Consider the following 17,615-nt stretch of genomic DNA (forward strand, 5'->3'; position numbering starts at 1 on the left):
GCGCCCGGGACCCGGTGGCTTCCGGGTCCCGGGCGCGCGACTCACTCAGACCGCAGGCCGTCCGGGCGCATCATCCGCCACAGCGGCGGCAGACTCAGCAGCGTGATCACCAGGACGAGCCCGGCACCTGCCGCCGGCAGCGGCCACACCACTGACCAGTCAACGCTCGTCTTCCCGGCCAGGTTCAGCAGCGCCATGCCGAGCCCGAGCCCCCCGGCGACGGCCAGGGCGAGGCCCAGCACCACCGGGACCGCGGTCTGCCACAGCACGGACCAGCCCAGGGTGCCGCGCCGGGTGCCGAACGCCACCAGCACCGACAACAGCCGCCGCCGCTCGCGCAGCTGCTCCAGCGTGGAGACCAGCATGCTCGCGGCGATCAGCGCCAGCGTCGCGGTGGAGGCGACGAGCAGGCCGGTCCGCACGCTCGTGAACTGTTTGTCGCGCGAGTAGTTCTGGATGGCCGTGACGTTCATCAGCGGATCGATACGGGCCGCGGTGTTACGGACGTACTCCTGGCCGTCCGGGAGACGGGGGTCGACCTTGACCATGGCGCGCGCGGTGGGGTCGTCCAGCTGTGCGGTGTCCAGCGCGGCCGGGGTGGCGAAGATGCCGAAGTGCGTCTGCCCCGAAGGGTCCTTGCGGGAATCGACCGTCCGGGCCGACTTCGGCACGGTCCACCACCGCGCCGCGCCGTCCGGCTCGCCGGTGTCCATGTCCGCGTTGAAGAGCACCTTCGCGCCGGGCCGGGCGGTCTCGAAGAGGTAGTCGTCCTCGACCATGCCGCTGCTGTCCTTGACGATGAAGACATCGCCGTTCTTGCAGGAGCCGGTGTGGGCCAGTTCGCTCAGGGTCGCGCAGTCGCCGACGGTGACCTCGGTCGACGGCGTGAAGTCCTCGCCCTCACGGGCCGGTTGCGATCGGGTGGCGGAGCCGTGGATCGCCGCGACGACGCCGTCCACGCCCTTGGTGGAGCGGAAGTCCCCGACCATTTTCCGGATGGTGGCGATGTCCCGCGTCGGCAGTGAGACGTCCATCTGCGCCCGCCGGGAGTCCTGCCCGGTGACCTTCATGAAGTCGCTCTGGATGGCGGCGAAGAACAGCTGGAGCGCGATGGCGCCGGCGACCGCGACGGTGATGCCGCTGACCGCGCGGGCGGCCGTACCGCTGCTCAACTGCAGCCTTCTGGTGGCCAGTTGCCATGACACCGGACCCCCCTTGAGACGGCCGACGGCCGCCTCGACCAGCCACGGCAGCAGCAGCGTGATGCCGAACAGCACCAGCACCGCACCCCCGGCGATCCAGTAGGGGTGGAGCGCGCCGTTCGCGGTGTCCACCCGGCCGTTCAGGAGCAGCAGCGCCAGGCCCGCCAGGGGCAGCGGCAGCCGCCACCACAGCCGGCGACGCCGCCCGGCACTGTTGCGCACGACGCCCAGCGGCTCGATGGTGACCCCGCGCAGCGCGAAGATCGTCACGAGGACGGCGGACAGCGGCACGGTGACGGCGACCAGCGCCGCGAGCGCCGGGGCCGGGGTGAGGTCGGAGGGGAAGACGCTGACGTCCCAGATGGTGACCGAGGCCATCAGCTGCCGGGCGCCGAGGAACATCAGCGCGCCCAGCACCAGCCCGAGCAGTGAGCCGAGCAGCGCCTCGCCCGCCGCTATCCGCCGGGTCATCCGGACATCGGCGCCCACCAGGCGCAGCGCCGCCAGCCGCCGGTCGCGGCGCTCCCCACCGAAGCGGACGGCGGTGGCGATGAAGATGGCCACCGGCATCAGCAGCACCACACAGGCCACGATGATCAGCACCACCAAAAGCGGGCTCATCGGCTCCGACTCGCTCGTGGCGCCGAATCCGGCGATGTGGTGCGCGCCGTCGGCCTCGGGCAGGGTGGCGCTGTTCGCGTAGTAGCTCAGCTCGCCGGGACCGATCAGGCCGGGCTGACCTATGGTGCCGACGGTCCTGTACGGCAGCCGCTCGCGCAGCAGCTCGCCCTCCGGGGACGCCAGCAGGTCCTTGAGGGCGGGGGAGACCACCATCTCGCCGGTGCGCGGGAGTTCGGCGACACCGGGTGGTGCGGGCGCCTCGGGGCCGTCGGGGCGCAACAGGTTGCCGTCGACGGTGTCCCCGCGGAAGGCCGTCTCGACGTGTGCGTGCAGCAGGGTGCGGGCCGAGGGCTCGACCGGCTTGTCGCCGATGACGATGGCGCGGGCGTCGCCGCGGTGGGCGCGGCCGTCCATGATGTGCGGGACGGAGGCGGCGCCGAGCAGCAGCACCACACCCAGGCCCACGCCGAGCGCCGTCAGCAGCGTACGTGCCCAGCCTTCGCGCCCGCCGCCGGCCGCGAAGCGGAGGCCCATGGCGAGATCGCGGATCCAGGAGGAGGCACCGCCGGCGGGGCGTGCCGGATCGGTCGCGGTGCCGGCGTCCCGCTTTCCGGGTTTGTCGAGGAGGCTCATGCCGAGGCCGCCATTTCCCGGGCCACGCCGTCGCGGACGACGACCTCGCGATCGGAGTAGGCGGCGACCCTGGCCTCGTGGGTGACCAGGACGACGGCGGCGCTGCTGCCGCGGGCCGCCTCCGTCAGCAGTGTCATCACCCGCTCGCCGTTGAGGGAGTCCAGCGCACCGGTCGGCTCGTCGGCGAAGACGACGCGCGGCCGGGAGGCCAGCGCGCGGGCCACCGCGACCCGCTGTCCCTGGCCACCGGAGACCTCACCGGGCCGCATGGCCGCGACCCCGTCCACCTCCAGGCGCTCCAGCCACTCCAGGGAGCGCGCCTCGGCCTCCTGGCGCTTGGTGCCGTTCAGCCGCAGCGGCAGCGCGACGTTCTCCATGCAGGTCAGCTCCGGTACCAGCTGGCCGAACTGGAAGACGAAGCCGAAGTCCGCGCGGCGCAGCGCACTGCGCCGGGTGTCGCTCATGGCCGTCAGGTCGTGTCCGCCGTAGCGGACGGTGCCGGTGTCCGGGCGGATGATCCCGGCGAGGCAGTGCAGCAGCGTGGACTTGCCGGAGCCGGATGGGCCCATGACGGCGACGACCTCGCCGGGGTGGATGGAGAAGTCCGCCCCGTCCAGCGCGGGGGTGGAGCCGTAGGTCTTGTGCAGCGCGGAGGCTTCGAGCAGGGATCCGGCCGGGGTCATGCGCTGGCCTCCGGGAGTGCGGGCAGGGTGCGTCCGATGGGCATGGAATGCACTCTACATGAGGTGTATACGCATGATGTATAGCTGCTTCGTCCTCCGGGCCCGGGGCGGCGCCGCCCTGCGACGGCTCCGCGCTGCGGGTCAGCCGCTGTCCGAAGCCCCGGCCTGGGGCGCCTCCCCCTTCGGCGGACGGCCGCGCCGGGGGATCGCCCCAGCGCCCTTCGGCAGCCGCCCGGCGTCCCCGAGTGCCTTGCGCAGCAGGAACTCGATCTGTGCGTTGGTGCTGCGCAGTTCGTCGCCTGCCCACCGCGCCAGCGCGTCGTGGATCAGCGGGTCGAGCCGCAGCAGCACCTGCTTGCGCTGCTGCGGCCGTCGCGCGGGTGACCGGCCGCCCTCGGCGGCGGACTCCTCGGGGGTGTCCTCGCTCACTGGTAGAGCGAGCCCGTGTTGAGTACCGGCTGGGCGGCCCGGTCCCCGCACAGCACGACCATCAGATTGCTCACCATGGCAGCCTTGCGCTCCTCGTCCAGTTCGACGATGCCCTGCTCGTTGATCCGTGCCAGCGCCTGCTCGACCATGCCGACCGCACCCTCGACGATCTGCTGGCGGGCCGCCACGACGGCGCCGGCCTGCTGCCGCTGGAGCATCGCGGAGGCGATCTCGGGGGCGTAGGCGAGGTGGCTGAAGCGGGACTCGATGATCCGTACGCCGGCGGCCTGGACCCGGGCGGTCAGTTCGGCGGCGAGCTTCTCGGTGATCTCCTCGGCGTTGCCGCGCAGCGAGAGGCCGTCCTCGTCGTGGGCGTCGTAGGGGTACTCGATCGCGATGTGCCGGACGGCGGCCTCGGTCTGGGTGGCGACGAACTCCAGGAAGTCGTCGACCTCGAAGAGAGCCTGGGCGGTGTCCTCGACCTTCCACACGACGATCGAGGCGAGCTCGATCGGGTTGCCGTAGGCGTCGTTGACCTTCAGTACCGCGGTCTCGTGGTTGCGGACGCGGGTGGAGATCTTGCGGGCGGTGGTGAGCGGGTTGACCCAGCGCAGGCCATCGGTGCGGATCGTGCCGGCGTACCGCCCGAAGAGCTGGATGACCCGGGCCTCGCCCGGCGCGACCATCTTCACGCCGGTCATGCAGAAGAAGGAGGTGAGGAGCAGCAGGATGCCGAGGATGACCATCGGCACGCCGGCTCCGTTGTTGCCGCCGGAGCCGAGAATGCCGCCGACGATGATGATCGCGATGCCGAGGAAGACCCCGAGTACGGTCAGCAGCAGGGCGACGCCGCCCGGGATGCTGTGCGCGGCGGTCTCGCGGACCTGTGGCTGGGGCATCTCGGGAGCGTCGACGGCGAGGTCGCCGCCGGGGTCGGTGGCCGGAGCGGCAGCTGCCTCGCCGGGCGTGGGCGTCTGGTCGGACATAGGGGTCCCCGTTTCTTCCGGTGCCGCGCAACTGATGTCGCGGGCCTAGCAAAGTGATAGCACTTTACCCCTTCCCGCCCCGGCGGGTCCAGGGGGATGGATGACACCCCTGTCCCGGTTCCCCCGCATCGGGTGCTGATTGTCACGTCTGGAAAAGCCTTGATCGATGAGTATTTGTGGACAGATGCGGTGTTAGCTTCGACAGCTGACTTATCCGGGGGCGGAACGACTGGAGTTGCGGGAGCGATGGGCCGAGCGGATGTGAGAAGGGCGCAGCAGGGGAGCGCCCGCCGGGCCAAACCGAAACAGAAGCGAGGCGGCATACGCCGCTTCTTCACCTGGAAGAAGGTCCTCGGGACCTTCCTCGGGGCATGCCTGCTGGGCATCCTCGGCTTCATCGGCCTGTACCTCTACGTGGACGTCCCCACGGACGGCAACAAGCAGGCCACCGCGCAGAGCAACGTCTACAAGTACGCCGACGGCAAGGTCATGGCCCGGGTCGGCGCGGTCAACCGCGAGAGCGTGCCGCTCAGCCGAATACCGAAGGGCGTCCAGCGCACCTTCGTCGCCGCCGAGAACAAGACCTTCTACCAGGACTCCGGCGTCGACCTCAAGGGCACCTTCCGCGGCATCCTGAACACCCTGCGGGGGCAGGGCAAGCAGGGCGGCTCGACGATCACCCAGCAGTACGTCAAGAACTACTACCTGAGCCAGGAGCAGACGGTCAGCCGCAAGCTCCAGGAGATCGTCATCTCCCTCAAGGTGGACAACAAGTTCAGCAAGGACGACATCCTCGCGGGCTACATCAACACCAGCTACTACGGCCGCGGCGCATACGGCATCCAGGCCGCCGCGCAGGCCTACTACGGCGTCGACGTCGACAAGCTCAGCGTCTCGCAGGGCGCCTACCTCGCCTCGCTGCTCCAGGCTCCGAGCCAGTACGACTGGACCACGGCGACCGACGCGGGCAAGGCCCGGGTCAAGGACCGCTGGGCCTACACCCTCGACAACATGGTCGAGATGGGGTGGCTCCCCGCGGCGGAGCGCAGGAAGCAGGAGTTCGACAAGCCGGGCCAGCCCAAGCCGTTGCCCGGACTCGACGGCCAGACCGGCTACCTCATCACGGCGGCCAAGAAGGAACTCTTCGCCAAGGGCGTCGACGAGAAGGAGTTCGAGGCCGGCGGCTGGACCGTCACCCTCGGCATCGACAAGGACAAGCAGCAGCAGCTGGAGAAGTCCGTCAAGCACAAGCTCACCGACGAACTCGATCCCAAGAAGCGCAAGGTCGACGCCGACGCGCAGCTCGGTGCCACCTCGGTGGACCCCGAGACCGGCCACATCGTGGCGATGTACGGCGGCGCGGGCTACACCAAGCACTACACCAACAACGCGCTGCGCTCGGACTACCAGCCGGCGTCCACCTTCAAGCCGCTGATCCTCGCATCGGCCATGGAGAACAACGCCACCACCCAGGACGGCGAGCCGATCACTCCGGACACGGTCTACGACGGCAGCAACCGCCGCCCGGTCGTCGGCGGAACGATTCCCTTCGCGCCGCCGAACGAGGATGAGCGCGAGTACGGGAAGATCAGCGTCCAGACCGCGACGAACAACTCCGTCAACGCCGTCTTCGCGCAGATGGGCCAGGACGCCGGACTGGAACAGGTCAAGAAGACCGCGGTCGGCCTGGGCATGGACGGCAGCAAGATGGACGTCAAGCCGGCCATGACCCTGGGCACCATGGGAGCCAGCCCGCTCCAGATGGCCGGGGCCTACGCGACGCTCGACAACCACGGCAAGAAGGTCACCCCGGCGCTGGTCACCAAGGCCGTGCACGGCACCGACGAGGAGCAGTCGCTGCCCGACCCGATCGGCGAACAGGTCCTGAGCCGCAAGACCGCCGACACCCTCACCTCCGTCCTGACGGGCGTGGTCAACGACGGCACCGCTTCGGACGCCGTGAAGAACACCGACTACGAGGCCGCGGGCAAGACCGGCACCTCCGACGACAACAAGTCGGCCTGGTTCGTGGGCTACACGCCCAAGCTGGTCACCGCGGTCGGCATGTTCGGCGAGGCGGCCGCATCGGACGACAAGGTCCGCCAGGGCGCCCAGGTCACGCTCAAGGGCGTCGGCGGCGGCGGCCGCGTCAACGGCGGCGGCTACCCCGCCAGGGTGTGGGCCGACTACACCGCGGGCGCGCTCGGCGGCAACACCGGCGCCGACTTCGATCTGGACACCAACCTCGGCGCCGGAGTGCCCCCGACCAGCACCCCGCCGCCGACCAGGACCCCGTCGCAGACGCCGTCGACGCCCGAGTCGCCGAGCAACACGCCCTCGCAGACGCCGTCGACGCCCAGCGGGACGCCGTCGCAGACGCCGAGCGGTACGCCGTCGATCCCGCCCACCACGACGCCGTCCGGCCCCGCACCGCCGAACGGCGGCACCGAAGGCGGCGACACCGGCGACGACCCCGGAGGCAACGGCGCCAACGGACTGCCGGGCTTCGACTGACGGACTGCCTCGCGCCGCTCACACGCACCGCGGCCCCCGCATCGATGCGGGGGCCGCGGTGCGTGCAGTCGGCGGACGCAGGTCAGCCGCCGTTGACCGCCTTGGCGATACGGTCGCCGATGCTCTTGTCGATATTGCGCCAGTACTGGAACGCGCGCTCCTGCACCGGACCGCTCACACCGTTCAGGAGATGGCCGGCGACATTGCCCACCAGCCGGTCGCGGGCCGCGTCGTCGAGGACCTCGCGGACCATCGTGCCCGGCTGCCCGAAGTCGTCGTCCTCGCGGCGCAGCGTGTACGCCTCGCGCACCATCTCACCGGCGGTCTCCCAGCCCGCCGGCTCGCCGTAATTCGCGACGTCGGCCGCCGGACCGCCGTACGAGTTCGGTGCGTACGGCCGGGCCACCCGCGCCGGGTCGAAGCGCATCGGGCCGTCCTTGGCGTACGAGTGGACGGGGACGTGCGGCCGGTTGGGCGGCAGCTGCGCGTAGTTCGGGCCGATGCGGTACCGGTGGGTGTCCGGGTAGGAGAACAGCCGGCCCAGCAGCATCTTGTCCGGGGACGGCCCGATGCCCGGCACCATGTTGGACGGCTCGAAGGCCGCCTGCTCGATGTGGATGAAGAAGTCTTCCGGGTTCCTGTTGAGCGTCATGCGCCCGACCTCGATCAGCGGGTAGTCGCCGTGCGGCCACACCTTGGTCAGGTCGAACGGGTTGAAGCGGTAGTCCGGGGCGTCCGCGAACGGCATGACCTGCACATACAGCGTCCAGGACGGCGCGTTGCCGCTGTCGATGGAGTCGAACAGATCACGGCGGTGCAGGTCCGCGTCCTCGCCGGCGATCCGGTCGGCCTCCTCCTGGGTGAGGAAGTCGATGCCCTGGTCCGTCTTGAAGTGGTACTTGATCCAGAACTTCTCGCCGCCGTCGTTGACCCACATGTAGGTGTGCGAGCCATAGCCGTTCATGTGGCGGTAGGTCTTGGGGATGCCGCGGTCGCCCATCAGCCAGGTGACCTGGTGGGCGGACTCCGGCGACAGCGTCCAGAAGTCCCACTGCATGTCGTTGTCGCGCAGCCCGTTGTCCGGGCGCCGCTTCTGCGACCGGATGAAGTCCTGGAACTTGATCGTGTCACGGACGAAGAAGACCGGGGTGTTGTTGCCCACCAGGTCGTAATTGCCGTGCTCGGTATAGAACTTGAGCGCGAAGCCACGCGGGTCGCGCCAGGTGTCGGGGGAGCCCTGCTCACCTGCGACGGTCGAGAAGCGGGCCAGCATCTCGGTGCTCTTGCCCGGCTGGAAGAGGTCCGCCTTGGTGAACTGGCTGACGTCGTTGGTGACCTGGAAGGTGCCGTACGCGCCGCTGCCCTTGGCGTGCACCACGCGCTCGGGGACCCGTTCGCGGTTGAACTGGGCCATCTTCTCGATCGTGTAGTGATCCTGGAGCAGGATGGGGCCATCCGGGCTCACAGTCAGCGAGTGCTCGTCGCTCTCCACCGGGATGGCGGCGTTGTTCGTGGTGCGCGGCACGCGTGAGGTCGAGCTGGTCATGGAGGAACGCCTCCCGTTCGACGGCTGGGATGAGGTCGGTCAGTCCCTTGTACCCGCACAAGCAGTCAACGCATCCGACGGCATGTCGGCAAGAATTGGACCCCGTCCGGTCTCGGACGGGGTCCAACATGTGAAACGGGCGCCGGGCGGCGACTCAGCCGCGTGCGGCCCCCGGCGGCATCGACAGCTCGAACCAGACGACCTTGCCCATGCTCAGCCGGGTCGCGCCCCAGCGTCGCGCCATCCGGTTGACGAGGTACAACCCCCGGCCGCCCTCGTCGGACGGCCGTGCCTGCCGCAGCCTCGGCAGCTGCGGCACATCGTCGCCCACCTCGCAGCGCAGCACGTCCGTCCGCAGCAGCCGCAGGGTGATCGGCCGCTCCGCATACCGCACCGCGTTCGTCACCACCTCGCTGACCAGCAGCTCCAGCTGGTCGGTCAGCTCGTCCAGGCCCCAGCGCGCCAGCGCACGCCGGGCCAGCCGACGCGCCTGACCGGCGGTCTGGGCCTTGGGATCCAGATACCAGTACGCGACATCGCTCGGCGCGATGCCGTCGAACCGGGCCGCGAGCAGCGCGATGTCGTCATCGCGGTCGCCGGGACCCAGCATGTCCAGCACCTCGTCGCACAGCGGCTCCAGCGGCGGCGGGTTGGGGCCCGTCAGCCGGGCCGTCTCCGTCAGGCGCTCCCGCAGCTGCTCGATGCCGGTCCACACGTCCCGGATCCGCGACTCGACCAGGCCGTCCGTGTACAGCACGAGCGTGGCGCCCGCCGGGGCGTCCAGCTCCACCGCCTCGAAATCGACCCCGCCGACACCGATCGGCGCGCCCGGCGGCACCCGCAGCACCTCCGCGCGGCCGCCGCGGTGCAGCATCACCGGCGGCGGATGCCCCGCGTTCGCGATGATGATCCGGTGCGCCACCGGGTCGTAGACCGCGTACAGGCAGGTCGCCATCCGGTCCGAGCCCAGCCGCTGCGCCTGCTCGTCGAGATGGTGCAGCACCTCCTGCGGCGGCAGATCAAGACCGGCCAGCGTCTGCGCCGTCGTCCGCAGCTGCCCCATGATCGCCGCGGAGGTCATGGAGTGGCCCATGACGTCGCCGACCACCAGCGCCACCCGGCTGCCCGGCAGCGGGATCGCGTCGTACCAGTCGCCGCCCACCCGGGCGGTCTCCGCGGCCGGCAGATAGCGGCTGGCGAGCCGCACGCCGGTCGGCTGCGGCAGCGAGTCGGGCAGCATTGTGCGCTGCAGCGCGTCGGCGATGTACGCCTCGCGGCCGTAGAGCACCGCCTTGTCCACACCCAGTGCGGTGTGCGTCGCCAGCTGCGCCGCGACCAGCAGATCGTCCGGTTCGAACGGCGGCCGGTCCGGGCGGCGCAGGAACACCGCCGCACCGATCACCCGCCGACGGCCCCGCAGCGGCGCCAGGATCACCCGATGCCCGCCGGGCAGCCGGGTGTCGGGGCCCAGCAGCTCGGGCAGTGCCGTCCGCGCCGCCTGTGCCTCCCCGAACAGCGGCCGCACACCGCGCAGCACCTCCGCCAGCGGCCCGCCGGGCCGCACCTCGGCCAGTTCGGCAGCGCTGCCGCCCATCGCCGGACCGAGGTCCGGCTGCGCGGGCAGCACCGGGAGCCGGGCGCCGTTGGTGTCCGGCTCCTCCGGAATGCGGTCGGTACGGCGCAGCCGCAGCACCACCGGACCTGTCGGCCGCTCGTCGCCGACCGGCAGCGGATCGCGCAGGTACACCAGGATCGCGTCGGCGAAGGTCGGCACCGTCGCCCGGCACAGGCCGAGCACGATCTCGTCGAGGTCTATGCCGCGGGCGATGCGCCGGGTCGCCGCCCCGATGAAGCGCAGCCGGTCGCCGCCCGCCTGCCGGGCCGCCGCCACTTCCCCGCTCTCGCCGGGATGCCCGGACCTCGCCGGGGGAGCCGACGGCGCCTGCGCGCTCTGCTGCGGCGGCACGGCGGCCTCTCCGCCGCCACCGGCCATCGCCCGCGCCGCGTCCCCGCCGCGCGTTCCCGACGGATCGGGGCCACCGCCGCGGGACGCGGGCGGCGGCACCGACGGCGGGCCGGACGGATCGGTGTCACGCGGCCGTGACCGGCCCGCCCCGCCGCCCTCGCGGGGGCGGCCGATGCCGTTGCCGCCGGGCCGCGGCTCCTCGCCCGGCTCGGGTGTCCCCGCGCGGCCGACGGCGGCGTGGCGTACGGCGGTCCGTTCGGATTCCGCACCGCCCGCGCCCTCCTCGGCAGCCCGGCCGGCATGCGGGGCAGGCGGCGGGGCCGTGTCCTCGCGGCCACGGTCCGCGGCGCCACGGGCCGCGTTGCGATCCGCGTCCGGCACTCCGGCCGGCCGTCCGGACACCGGCATCGCCACCTCCGCATACGGGTCGCTGTAGGAGCTGTAGGAGTTTCCGTAGGAGCTCAACGGGTCGCGGCCGGTGGCGTGCCCGGCGGCGTCCCGGCCGGCGTCGGCCGCCGCGTCCCGCTCCGCCGCGCCGTGATCCGCGACCGGCTCGTCGTCACGGCCACCCGCCGCGCCGGCACACGCCGCGACCGCGCCGGCGAACCCGGGCGCGGCCGTGCCGGTGCCGTCCCCGGCGCCGCCGCGCATGCCGATGTCGTCACCCCCGCGCACGGCGAAGCCCGTACCGGGAACCGGGGCGAACCCCGGGGAGGCCGGCTGCTGGAGGGCGCTGCGGGGGTCGGGGACCGCGCCGAGCGGCGCCGTACCGGTGGGCCCCCGCAAAGGGGACGCCGAAGACGCGGCGGTCGGGGCCGACTGCCGCGATTCGGGGGAGGTGGGGTGCTCCGTCACGCGTGGGGTTCCATCCGTCCGGGGCTGCGCGGCTGACGCGCGGCGTCTCAAGCGCGTCGCAGGTGCAGAAAGAGCTGGATCTCGGGTGGTACGTCCGTACTCGCCGGGGCGTACGCATACGAGTCCTCCCCGGTGACCTCGAAGCCTGCGTCGTGCACGACTCGGCGCAGGTCGTCCCGCAGATAACCCGATACCCGGATCGAGTTGCCCAGGAACGGAATCGTGAAGTCGTCGACATCCGCCTCGACCATGGACAGGGCCAGCAGGCCGCCCGGTCGTAGCAGATCATGCGCCATGCGCAGCGCGTAAGGGATTTCCGCACGCGGCAGCATCAGGAGAGCGAAAAAGGCGGCGATGCCGTCGAAGGAGCCGGGGCCGCCCAGCCGGCCGTTGCGCAGATCGGCGATGTCCAGCCGGTGGAATTCGACGGCCGGGGCGTTGTCCCGGGCCAGTTTGACCATCGCGGGGGAGAGGTCGACCCCCACCACGCGGTGCCCCGCGTCGGAAAGCTGCCGGGCGGTCGGCAGGCCCGTACCGCACCCGAGGTCCAGGATCCGCGAGCCGGCGGGCAGCGCGTCGGCGAGCCAGGCGCCCGACGCGAGCTGGCCCTCCTTGTGCGGAAAGGCCTCGTCGTACCGGTCACCGATCGCGTCGAACGCCTCGGCCTGGCCGGCCCGGTCCAGTGCTAACCGGTTCAGGCCCTCATATCCGTCGTAGCTCGTAGCGCTCACGACCTCGCCCCTCCTGCGACCGCAGTCAAGTTCGTTGTCCAGTTCTGGAGTTGCGCCTGTGCAGTCTTGCGGAGGACGATCCTACGTTTGAAGACCCCCGGCACAGCAAGGGGGATCGGCCCGGGAGAAACAGCACCGCCCAAGGGCGCACCATTCCATGGTTCGCCCCTTCCCTCTCCTTGGACGCGTACCCGCCCTCACGACCGCAAACGGTCCGGCGCCCGGTCCCAGTCCTCCGGAAGCCGGGGCACCTCCCACGCCGGATCGGGCCGCCAGTCCTCCCAGCCCTCCCCGAACGGCCCGCCCCAGGCAGCGATGTGCGCGACCGCGGCGCGCCCGGCCGACCGGACCTCGGCGGCCTGCGCGGACGTCATCAGGCCGTCCCGCTGCGCCTGCGCGAATTCGTCCTCGTCCCGCCACTCCCAGTGCCGGTCGGGGTAGACGCAGATGTCGAGGAAGTGGTCCTGGGAGTCGATACCGCGCGACCAACGGCGGCGCGGCTCCTCCAGATTGACGTACCAGTTCTTGAACTGCCAGTCGCGCTCCCAGAACAGCCACACCGACCACGGGTCGCCCGGTCGGGCCAGCTTCAGCACACCGGTGCCGAACCAGTGATCGCGGGCGGTGCGCCGGGGCTTGGTGTAGCGGGTGCTCAGCGGCTCGCGGTGCACCGGCGTGCCATCGGCGATCACCGGCTTGACGCAGGTGGTGCCGGGCGCCATCCACACCGCGAGCAGCTCATCGGTGTCCTGGACGACGGTCATCGGACGGCAGATGTGGAACCGGTCGCCGTCGGCGTTGTCGCGATAGCGCCACAGGATGTGATCACCCGGCGCCCAGCGCGCTCGCCCCGCCGAACCGGCCGTCTCACGGGTGCCGGCCGTCTCGCCTTCCGTTGTGTCCACCATGTCCGCTGTCATGAGCAGATCTTAGGCGCGCGGAGTTACGCGCGCCGTGATCTGAGCCGCACCGGGTGTTACGGGTGCGTCATACGCAGCACGTCCAGCGCCTGGTCGAGCTGTTCCTCGGTGAGCACGCCACGTTCGACGTAACCGCCGTCAATGACCACTTGACGGATCGTCTTGCGCTCGGCCAGCGAGCGCTTGGCGACCTTCGCGGCCTCCTCGTAGCCGAGGTACTTGTTGAGCGGGGTGACCACCGAAGGGGACGATTCGGCGTACTCACGGGCACGCTCGACATGCGCGGTGATGCCGTCGACCGTACGGTCCGCCAGCAGACGCGAGGCATGAGTGAGCAGCCGCACCGATTCCAGCACGTTCTTGGCGATCACCGGCAGCATCACGTTCAGCTCGAAGTTGCCCGCGGCGCCGGCCGCGGCCACCGTCGCGTCATTGCCGGTGACCTGGGCCGCGACCATCAGGACGGCCTCGGGGATCACCGGGTTCACCTTGCCCGGCATGATCGACGAACCGGGCTGGAGATCGGGCAGGCTGATCTCGGCGAGGCCCGTACGCGGCCCCGAAGCCATCCAGCGCAGGTCGTTGGAGATCTTCGTCAGGCCGCCCGCGATCGTCCGCAACTGGCCGCTGGTCTCCACGATCCCGTCGCGCGCGCCCTGCGCCTCGAAGTGGTTGCGGGCCTCGGTCAGCGGCAGCCCGGTGGCGCGCGCCACCTCGGCGATCACCGCGGCCGAGAAGCCCTCGGGGGTGTTGATGCCCGTCCCCACGGCCGTGCCGCCCAGTGGGAGTTCGGCCAGCCGCGGCAGCGACGCCCGCAGTCGCTCGACGCCGTACCGCACCTGCGCCGCGTACCCGCCGAACTCCTGGCCGAGGGTCACCGGCGTCGCGTCCATCAGGTGCGTACGCCCCGACTTCACGACCTCGGCGAACTCCTCCGCCTTGCGCTCCAGGGACGCCGCGAGATGCTCCAGCGCCGGAATCAGATCATGGGTGACCGCGGCCGTGGCCGCGATGTGGATCGAGGAGGGGAAGACGTCGTTGGACGACTGGCTGGCGTTGACATGGTCGTTGGGGTGGACCGGGCGGCCGAGCCGCTCGGTGGCCAGCGTCGCGACGACCTCGTTGGTGTTCATGTTCGACGACGTGCCGGAGCCGGTCTGGAAGACGTCGACGGGGAAGTGCTCGTCCCAGCGGCCGTCGGCGACCTCGCCGGCCGCCGACACGATCGCCTCCGCGACCTCCTCGTCCAGCACTCCGAGGTCGGCGTTGACCTTGGCGGCCGCGGCCTTGATCCGCGCCAGCGCCTCGATGTGCGCCCGCTCGAGCCGCTGCCCGGAGATCGGGAAGTTCTCCACCGCGCGCTGCGTCTGCGCCCGCCACTTCGCGTGCGCGGGCACCCGCACCTCCCCCATGGAGTCGTGCTCGGTCCTGAAGTCGCCGGGGGTGCTGTTCTCGCTCATACCTATCTCAGTGCCCGGAATCCGCGATCTGTTCCCGCCCGGCCACCCGATAGCACCCGGAGGAGGATCCCGGCCTTCGGACGCCGCCCGGAAAGCGGCCGGTCCGCACGCGGGATATGCGCGGGTCGACGTCGTGGCGGGCGAACCGGTCGACGTGTACGCCCGCAGCCACGCCTGGCCCCCTTGCCGATCCCTCGGCACCAGGCGCGCCGGAGGGGGCTATGCGCGGCCCGCCCACTCTTCCAGGAGTGTCTCGCGGGCATGGGATCTCAGGTTCGCGGCGGCGTCCGCCGTACGCCACCAGTCGGTGATGAGCGACGGGCGCAGGGCTCCGGAGGCGAAGGCTTCAAGGAGTTGGTGGGAGAGTTCCACCTCGCGGTGGGTGTAGGCCGCTGCGGCGGCGGAGGAGACGGGCCATTCGCTCGCGCCCTCCGCGTGGGTGACGCGCACGGTCATCCGCGGCGCGGCCTCGGGTCCACCGAACCCGGACATGGTGGCCGCCAGATCGGCCGCCTTCCGCATGCGGCGCCTCAGGTGCGACCGGGAGGGCGCGTCAGGCACGGACACCTCGCTCACCTGCGACCAGCGCCACGCGTCGCGGGTCTCGCCGACCGCCAGCAGTCCGTCATCGGTCAGCCGCACCGCGGACCCCCCGGCCCCGGGAGGAGCGCCCAGCCAGCACCCGTCGGCGTCGGCCCAGAAGAGCCCGACCATCGCTCCTTCATCTGACGGCAGTTCAGTTCGGTCCGGTGGGGGAGTCCTCGGCCGGTTCGGGTGCGCCATGGGGCATGCCGTTCTCTTCGACTTCGTGGTCGAAAGAGATTCTCCGACACATGACGGGGTGCGCGCGGAGCCCGGGGCGGATACGGCCGCACCGGGCACCGCGCAGTCAGCGGCATGCGCACCCTACGGTCGTGGACGTTCGCGCCGAGAGGCGCCGAACATCGCTGGGATTTAGGGTAGTTGAGGCCTGTCCGCCGGGCGGTCACGGTGGGCCAGGGCTGTCGACGTTGTCTCCGCGGTTGGTTGGGGGAGGGGTCATGCAATTCCCGGAAGATATTCCGTACTTCGTGGAGAATCGGGATATCGACGCCCTTTTTCAGGGTGGCACTCAACGTGGAATTCATCGATGACATTGACCGGGAGAGGTCGAATGTCGTAAATCAGGAGCTCTCGCCGAGTCCCCCGTTCGCGGCTGTTCGCGGCGGAACGACGAGAGCCCCCGGCAATCGCCAGGGGCTCTCAGAGGTTCAGGCCGTCAGTTGCCCTGTCGCACCGGGATGCTGGTGAACGTCGGGGCGGGTGCCGGGTCCTGGAAGAAGTCGTTGCCCTTGTCGTCGACGACGATGAAGGCCGGGAAGTCCTCGACCTCGATCCGCCAGACGGCCTCCATGCCGAGCTCCTCGTACTCCAGGACCTCGACCTTCTTGATGCAGTCCTGGGCCAGTCGCGCGGCCGGGCCGCCGATGGAGCCCAGGTAGAAGCCGCCGTGCTTGCCGCAGGCCTCGGTGACCTGCTGCGAGCGGTTGCCCTTGGCGAGCATGACCTTGGAGCCGCCGGCGGCCTGGAACTGCTCGACGTAGGCGTCCATCCGGCCCGCGGTGGTCGGGCCGAAGGAGCCGGAGGCGTAGCCCTCGGGGGTCTTGGCCGGGCCCGCGTAGTAGACCGGGTGGTCCTTGAGGTACTGCGGCATGTCGTCGCCTGCGTCCAGGCGTTCCTTGATCTTGGCGTGCGCGATGTCGCGGGCGACGACCAGGGTGCCGGTGAGGGACAGGCGGGTCTTCACCGGGTGCTTGGTCAGCTCGGCGAGAACGTCGTCCATCGGGCGGTTGAGGTCGATGGCGACCGCGTTGAGGTCGGGTCCAGCGCCCTCGGTCAGCTCCTCCTCGGTGGTCTCCGGGAGGAACCGCGCCGGGTCGGTCTCCAGTTGCTCCAGGAAGACGCCCTCGGCGGTGATCTTCGCGACGGCCTGACGGTCGGCGGAGCAGGAGACGGCGATGGCGACCGGGCAGGACGCGCCGTGGCGCGGGAGCCGGACGACGCGGACGTCGTGGCAGAAGTACTTGCCGCCGAACTGGGCGCCGATGCCGATCTTCTGCGTCAGCTCGAAGACCTTCTCCTCCAGCTCCTTGTCGCGGAAGCCGTGGCCGGTGGGCGAGCCCTCGGCGGGCAGCTCGTCGAGGTAGTGCGCGGAGGCGTACTTGGCGGTCTTCATCGCGTACTCGGCGCTGGTGCCGCCGACGACGATGGCCAGGTGGTACGGCGGGCAGGCGGCCGTGCCGAGCGAGCGGATCTTCTGCTCCAGGAACTTCATCATGGAGGCCTCGTTGAGGACCGCCTTGGTCTCCTGGAAGAGGAACGACTTGTTCGCCGAGCCGCCGCCCTTGGCCATGAAGAGGAACTTGTAGGCGCCGCCGTCGGTCGCGTACAGCTCGATCTGGGCCGGCAGGTTGGAGCCGGTGTTCTTCTCGTCCCACATCGTCAGCGGGGCCATCTGCGAGTAGCGCAGGTTGAGCTGGGTGTAGGCGTCGTAGATGCCGCGCGAGAGGGCTTCCTCGTCGCCGCCCTCGGTGAGCACGTGCTGGCCGCGCTTGCCCATCACGATCGCGGTGCCGGTGTCCTGGCACATGGGCAGCACACCCGCCGCGGCGATGTTGGCGTTCTTCAGCAGGTCGAGCGCGACGAAGCGGTCGTTGGCGCTGGCCTCGGGGTCGTCCAGGATCTTGCGGAGCTGGGCGAGGTGCGTGGGGCGCAGGTAGTGCGAGATGTCGTGCATCGCCTCGGCCGCCAGCTTGCGCAGCGCCTCCGGGTCGACCTTGAGGAACGTGCGGCCGTCGGCCTCGAAGGTGCTCACGCCCTCCGAAGTGACCAGGCGGTACGGGGTGTTGTCCTCGCCGGTGGGGAGCAGGTCGGTGTAGGCGAATTCCGGCATTTCGGAGTCATTCCTTACTTGGAGGGGTCTCGGCTGGCATCTACGGCAGCGCCTGACCAGGGTAGAACCCTGGCGCCCGGACGCCGCTGTGAGGTAAGGCTCAGTTGGCGACGGACCGGGGCGGGCCCGGGGCGGCA

General features: G+C 70.8%; 12 protein-coding genes. 1 reads left to right on the forward strand and 11 read right to left on the reverse strand.

Features of this window, described 5'->3' with window-relative positions:
- Window positions 1-41: 41 nt before the first annotated feature.
- The 4 genes from ACGFZW_RS29570 to ACGFZW_RS29585 form a co-directional block, all read right to left on the reverse strand.
- On the reverse strand, window positions 42-2,456 hold the full coding sequence (locus ACGFZW_RS29570; RefSeq protein WP_393896311.1) for an ABC transporter permease: 2,415 nt from the start codon (window positions 2,454-2,456) through the stop codon (window positions 42-44).
- Window positions 2,453-3,139 carry an ABC transporter ATP-binding protein gene (locus ACGFZW_RS29575; protein WP_393896312.1) on the reverse strand — a complete coding sequence of 229 codons (687 nt, stop codon included), beginning with the start codon at window positions 3,137-3,139 and terminating at the stop codon, window positions 2,453-2,455. Before ACGFZW_RS29575 ends, ACGFZW_RS29570 begins: the two co-directional genes overlap by 4 nt.
- A 141-nt stretch (window positions 3,140-3,280) precedes the next feature.
- On the reverse strand, window positions 3,281-3,568 hold the full coding sequence (locus ACGFZW_RS29580; RefSeq protein WP_393896313.1) for a hypothetical protein: 288 nt from the start codon (window positions 3,566-3,568) through the stop codon (window positions 3,281-3,283).
- Complete coding sequence (locus tag ACGFZW_RS29585) at window positions 3,565-4,554, reverse strand: SPFH domain-containing protein (RefSeq protein ID WP_393896314.1); 990 nt, start codon at window positions 4,552-4,554, stop codon at window positions 3,565-3,567. The genes ACGFZW_RS29580 and ACGFZW_RS29585 overlap by 4 nt, the downstream gene beginning before the upstream one ends.
- A 246-nt stretch (window positions 4,555-4,800) precedes the next feature.
- Here ACGFZW_RS29585 and ACGFZW_RS29590 point away from each other — a divergent pair, with 246 nt between their 5' ends.
- A complete protein-coding gene (locus ACGFZW_RS29590; protein ID WP_393896315.1) occupies window positions 4,801-7,068 on the forward strand; it encodes a transglycosylase domain-containing protein in 2,268 nt (755 codons plus the stop codon).
- 82 nt (window positions 7,069-7,150) lie between these two features.
- Here ACGFZW_RS29590 and ACGFZW_RS29595 read toward each other — a convergent pair whose 3' ends face one another.
- The 7 genes from ACGFZW_RS29595 to ACGFZW_RS29625 all read right to left on the reverse strand — a co-directional run bounded on the left by ACGFZW_RS29595 (window position 7,151) and on the right by ACGFZW_RS29625 (window position 17,478).
- The gene (locus tag ACGFZW_RS29595) at window positions 7,151-8,614 is read right to left on the reverse strand and encodes a catalase (RefSeq protein ID WP_393896316.1); all 1,464 of its coding nucleotides are present in this window, start codon (window positions 8,612-8,614) and stop codon (window positions 7,151-7,153) included.
- A 154-nt stretch (window positions 8,615-8,768) separates the two neighbouring features.
- Complete coding sequence (locus tag ACGFZW_RS29600) at window positions 8,769-10,988, reverse strand: SpoIIE family protein phosphatase (protein ID WP_393896410.1); 2,220 nt, start codon at window positions 10,986-10,988, stop codon at window positions 8,769-8,771.
- Window positions 10,989-11,482: 494 nt separating this feature from the next.
- The gene (locus ACGFZW_RS29605; protein ID WP_393896317.1) at window positions 11,483-12,166 is read right to left on the reverse strand and encodes a class I SAM-dependent DNA methyltransferase; all 684 of its coding nucleotides are present in this window, start codon (window positions 12,164-12,166) and stop codon (window positions 11,483-11,485) included.
- Between the two features lie 197 nt (window positions 12,167-12,363).
- Window positions 12,364-13,074, reverse strand: coding sequence for a DUF402 domain-containing protein (locus ACGFZW_RS29610; RefSeq protein ID WP_393896411.1), 711 nt, complete (start codon window positions 13,072-13,074; stop codon window positions 12,364-12,366).
- A 68-nt stretch (window positions 13,075-13,142) separates the two neighbouring features.
- Window positions 13,143-14,546, reverse strand: a complete 1,404-nt coding sequence (locus ACGFZW_RS29615) for a class II fumarate hydratase (protein ID WP_393896318.1) — start codon at window positions 14,544-14,546, stop codon at window positions 13,143-13,145.
- A 219-nt stretch (window positions 14,547-14,765) separates the two neighbouring features.
- Window positions 14,766-15,260, reverse strand: coding sequence for a hypothetical protein (locus ACGFZW_RS29620; RefSeq protein WP_393896319.1), 495 nt, complete (start codon window positions 15,258-15,260; stop codon window positions 14,766-14,768).
- A 544-nt stretch (window positions 15,261-15,804) separates the two neighbouring features.
- A complete protein-coding gene (locus ACGFZW_RS29625; protein WP_393896320.1) occupies window positions 15,805-17,478 on the reverse strand; it encodes a fumarate hydratase in 1,674 nt (557 codons plus the stop codon).
- Window positions 17,479-17,615 lie beyond the last annotated feature (137 nt).

The sequence above is a fragment of the Streptomyces sp. NPDC048248 genome, assembly GCF_043201875.1.
GTDB lineage: Bacteria > Actinomycetota > Actinomycetes > Streptomycetales > Streptomycetaceae > Streptomyces.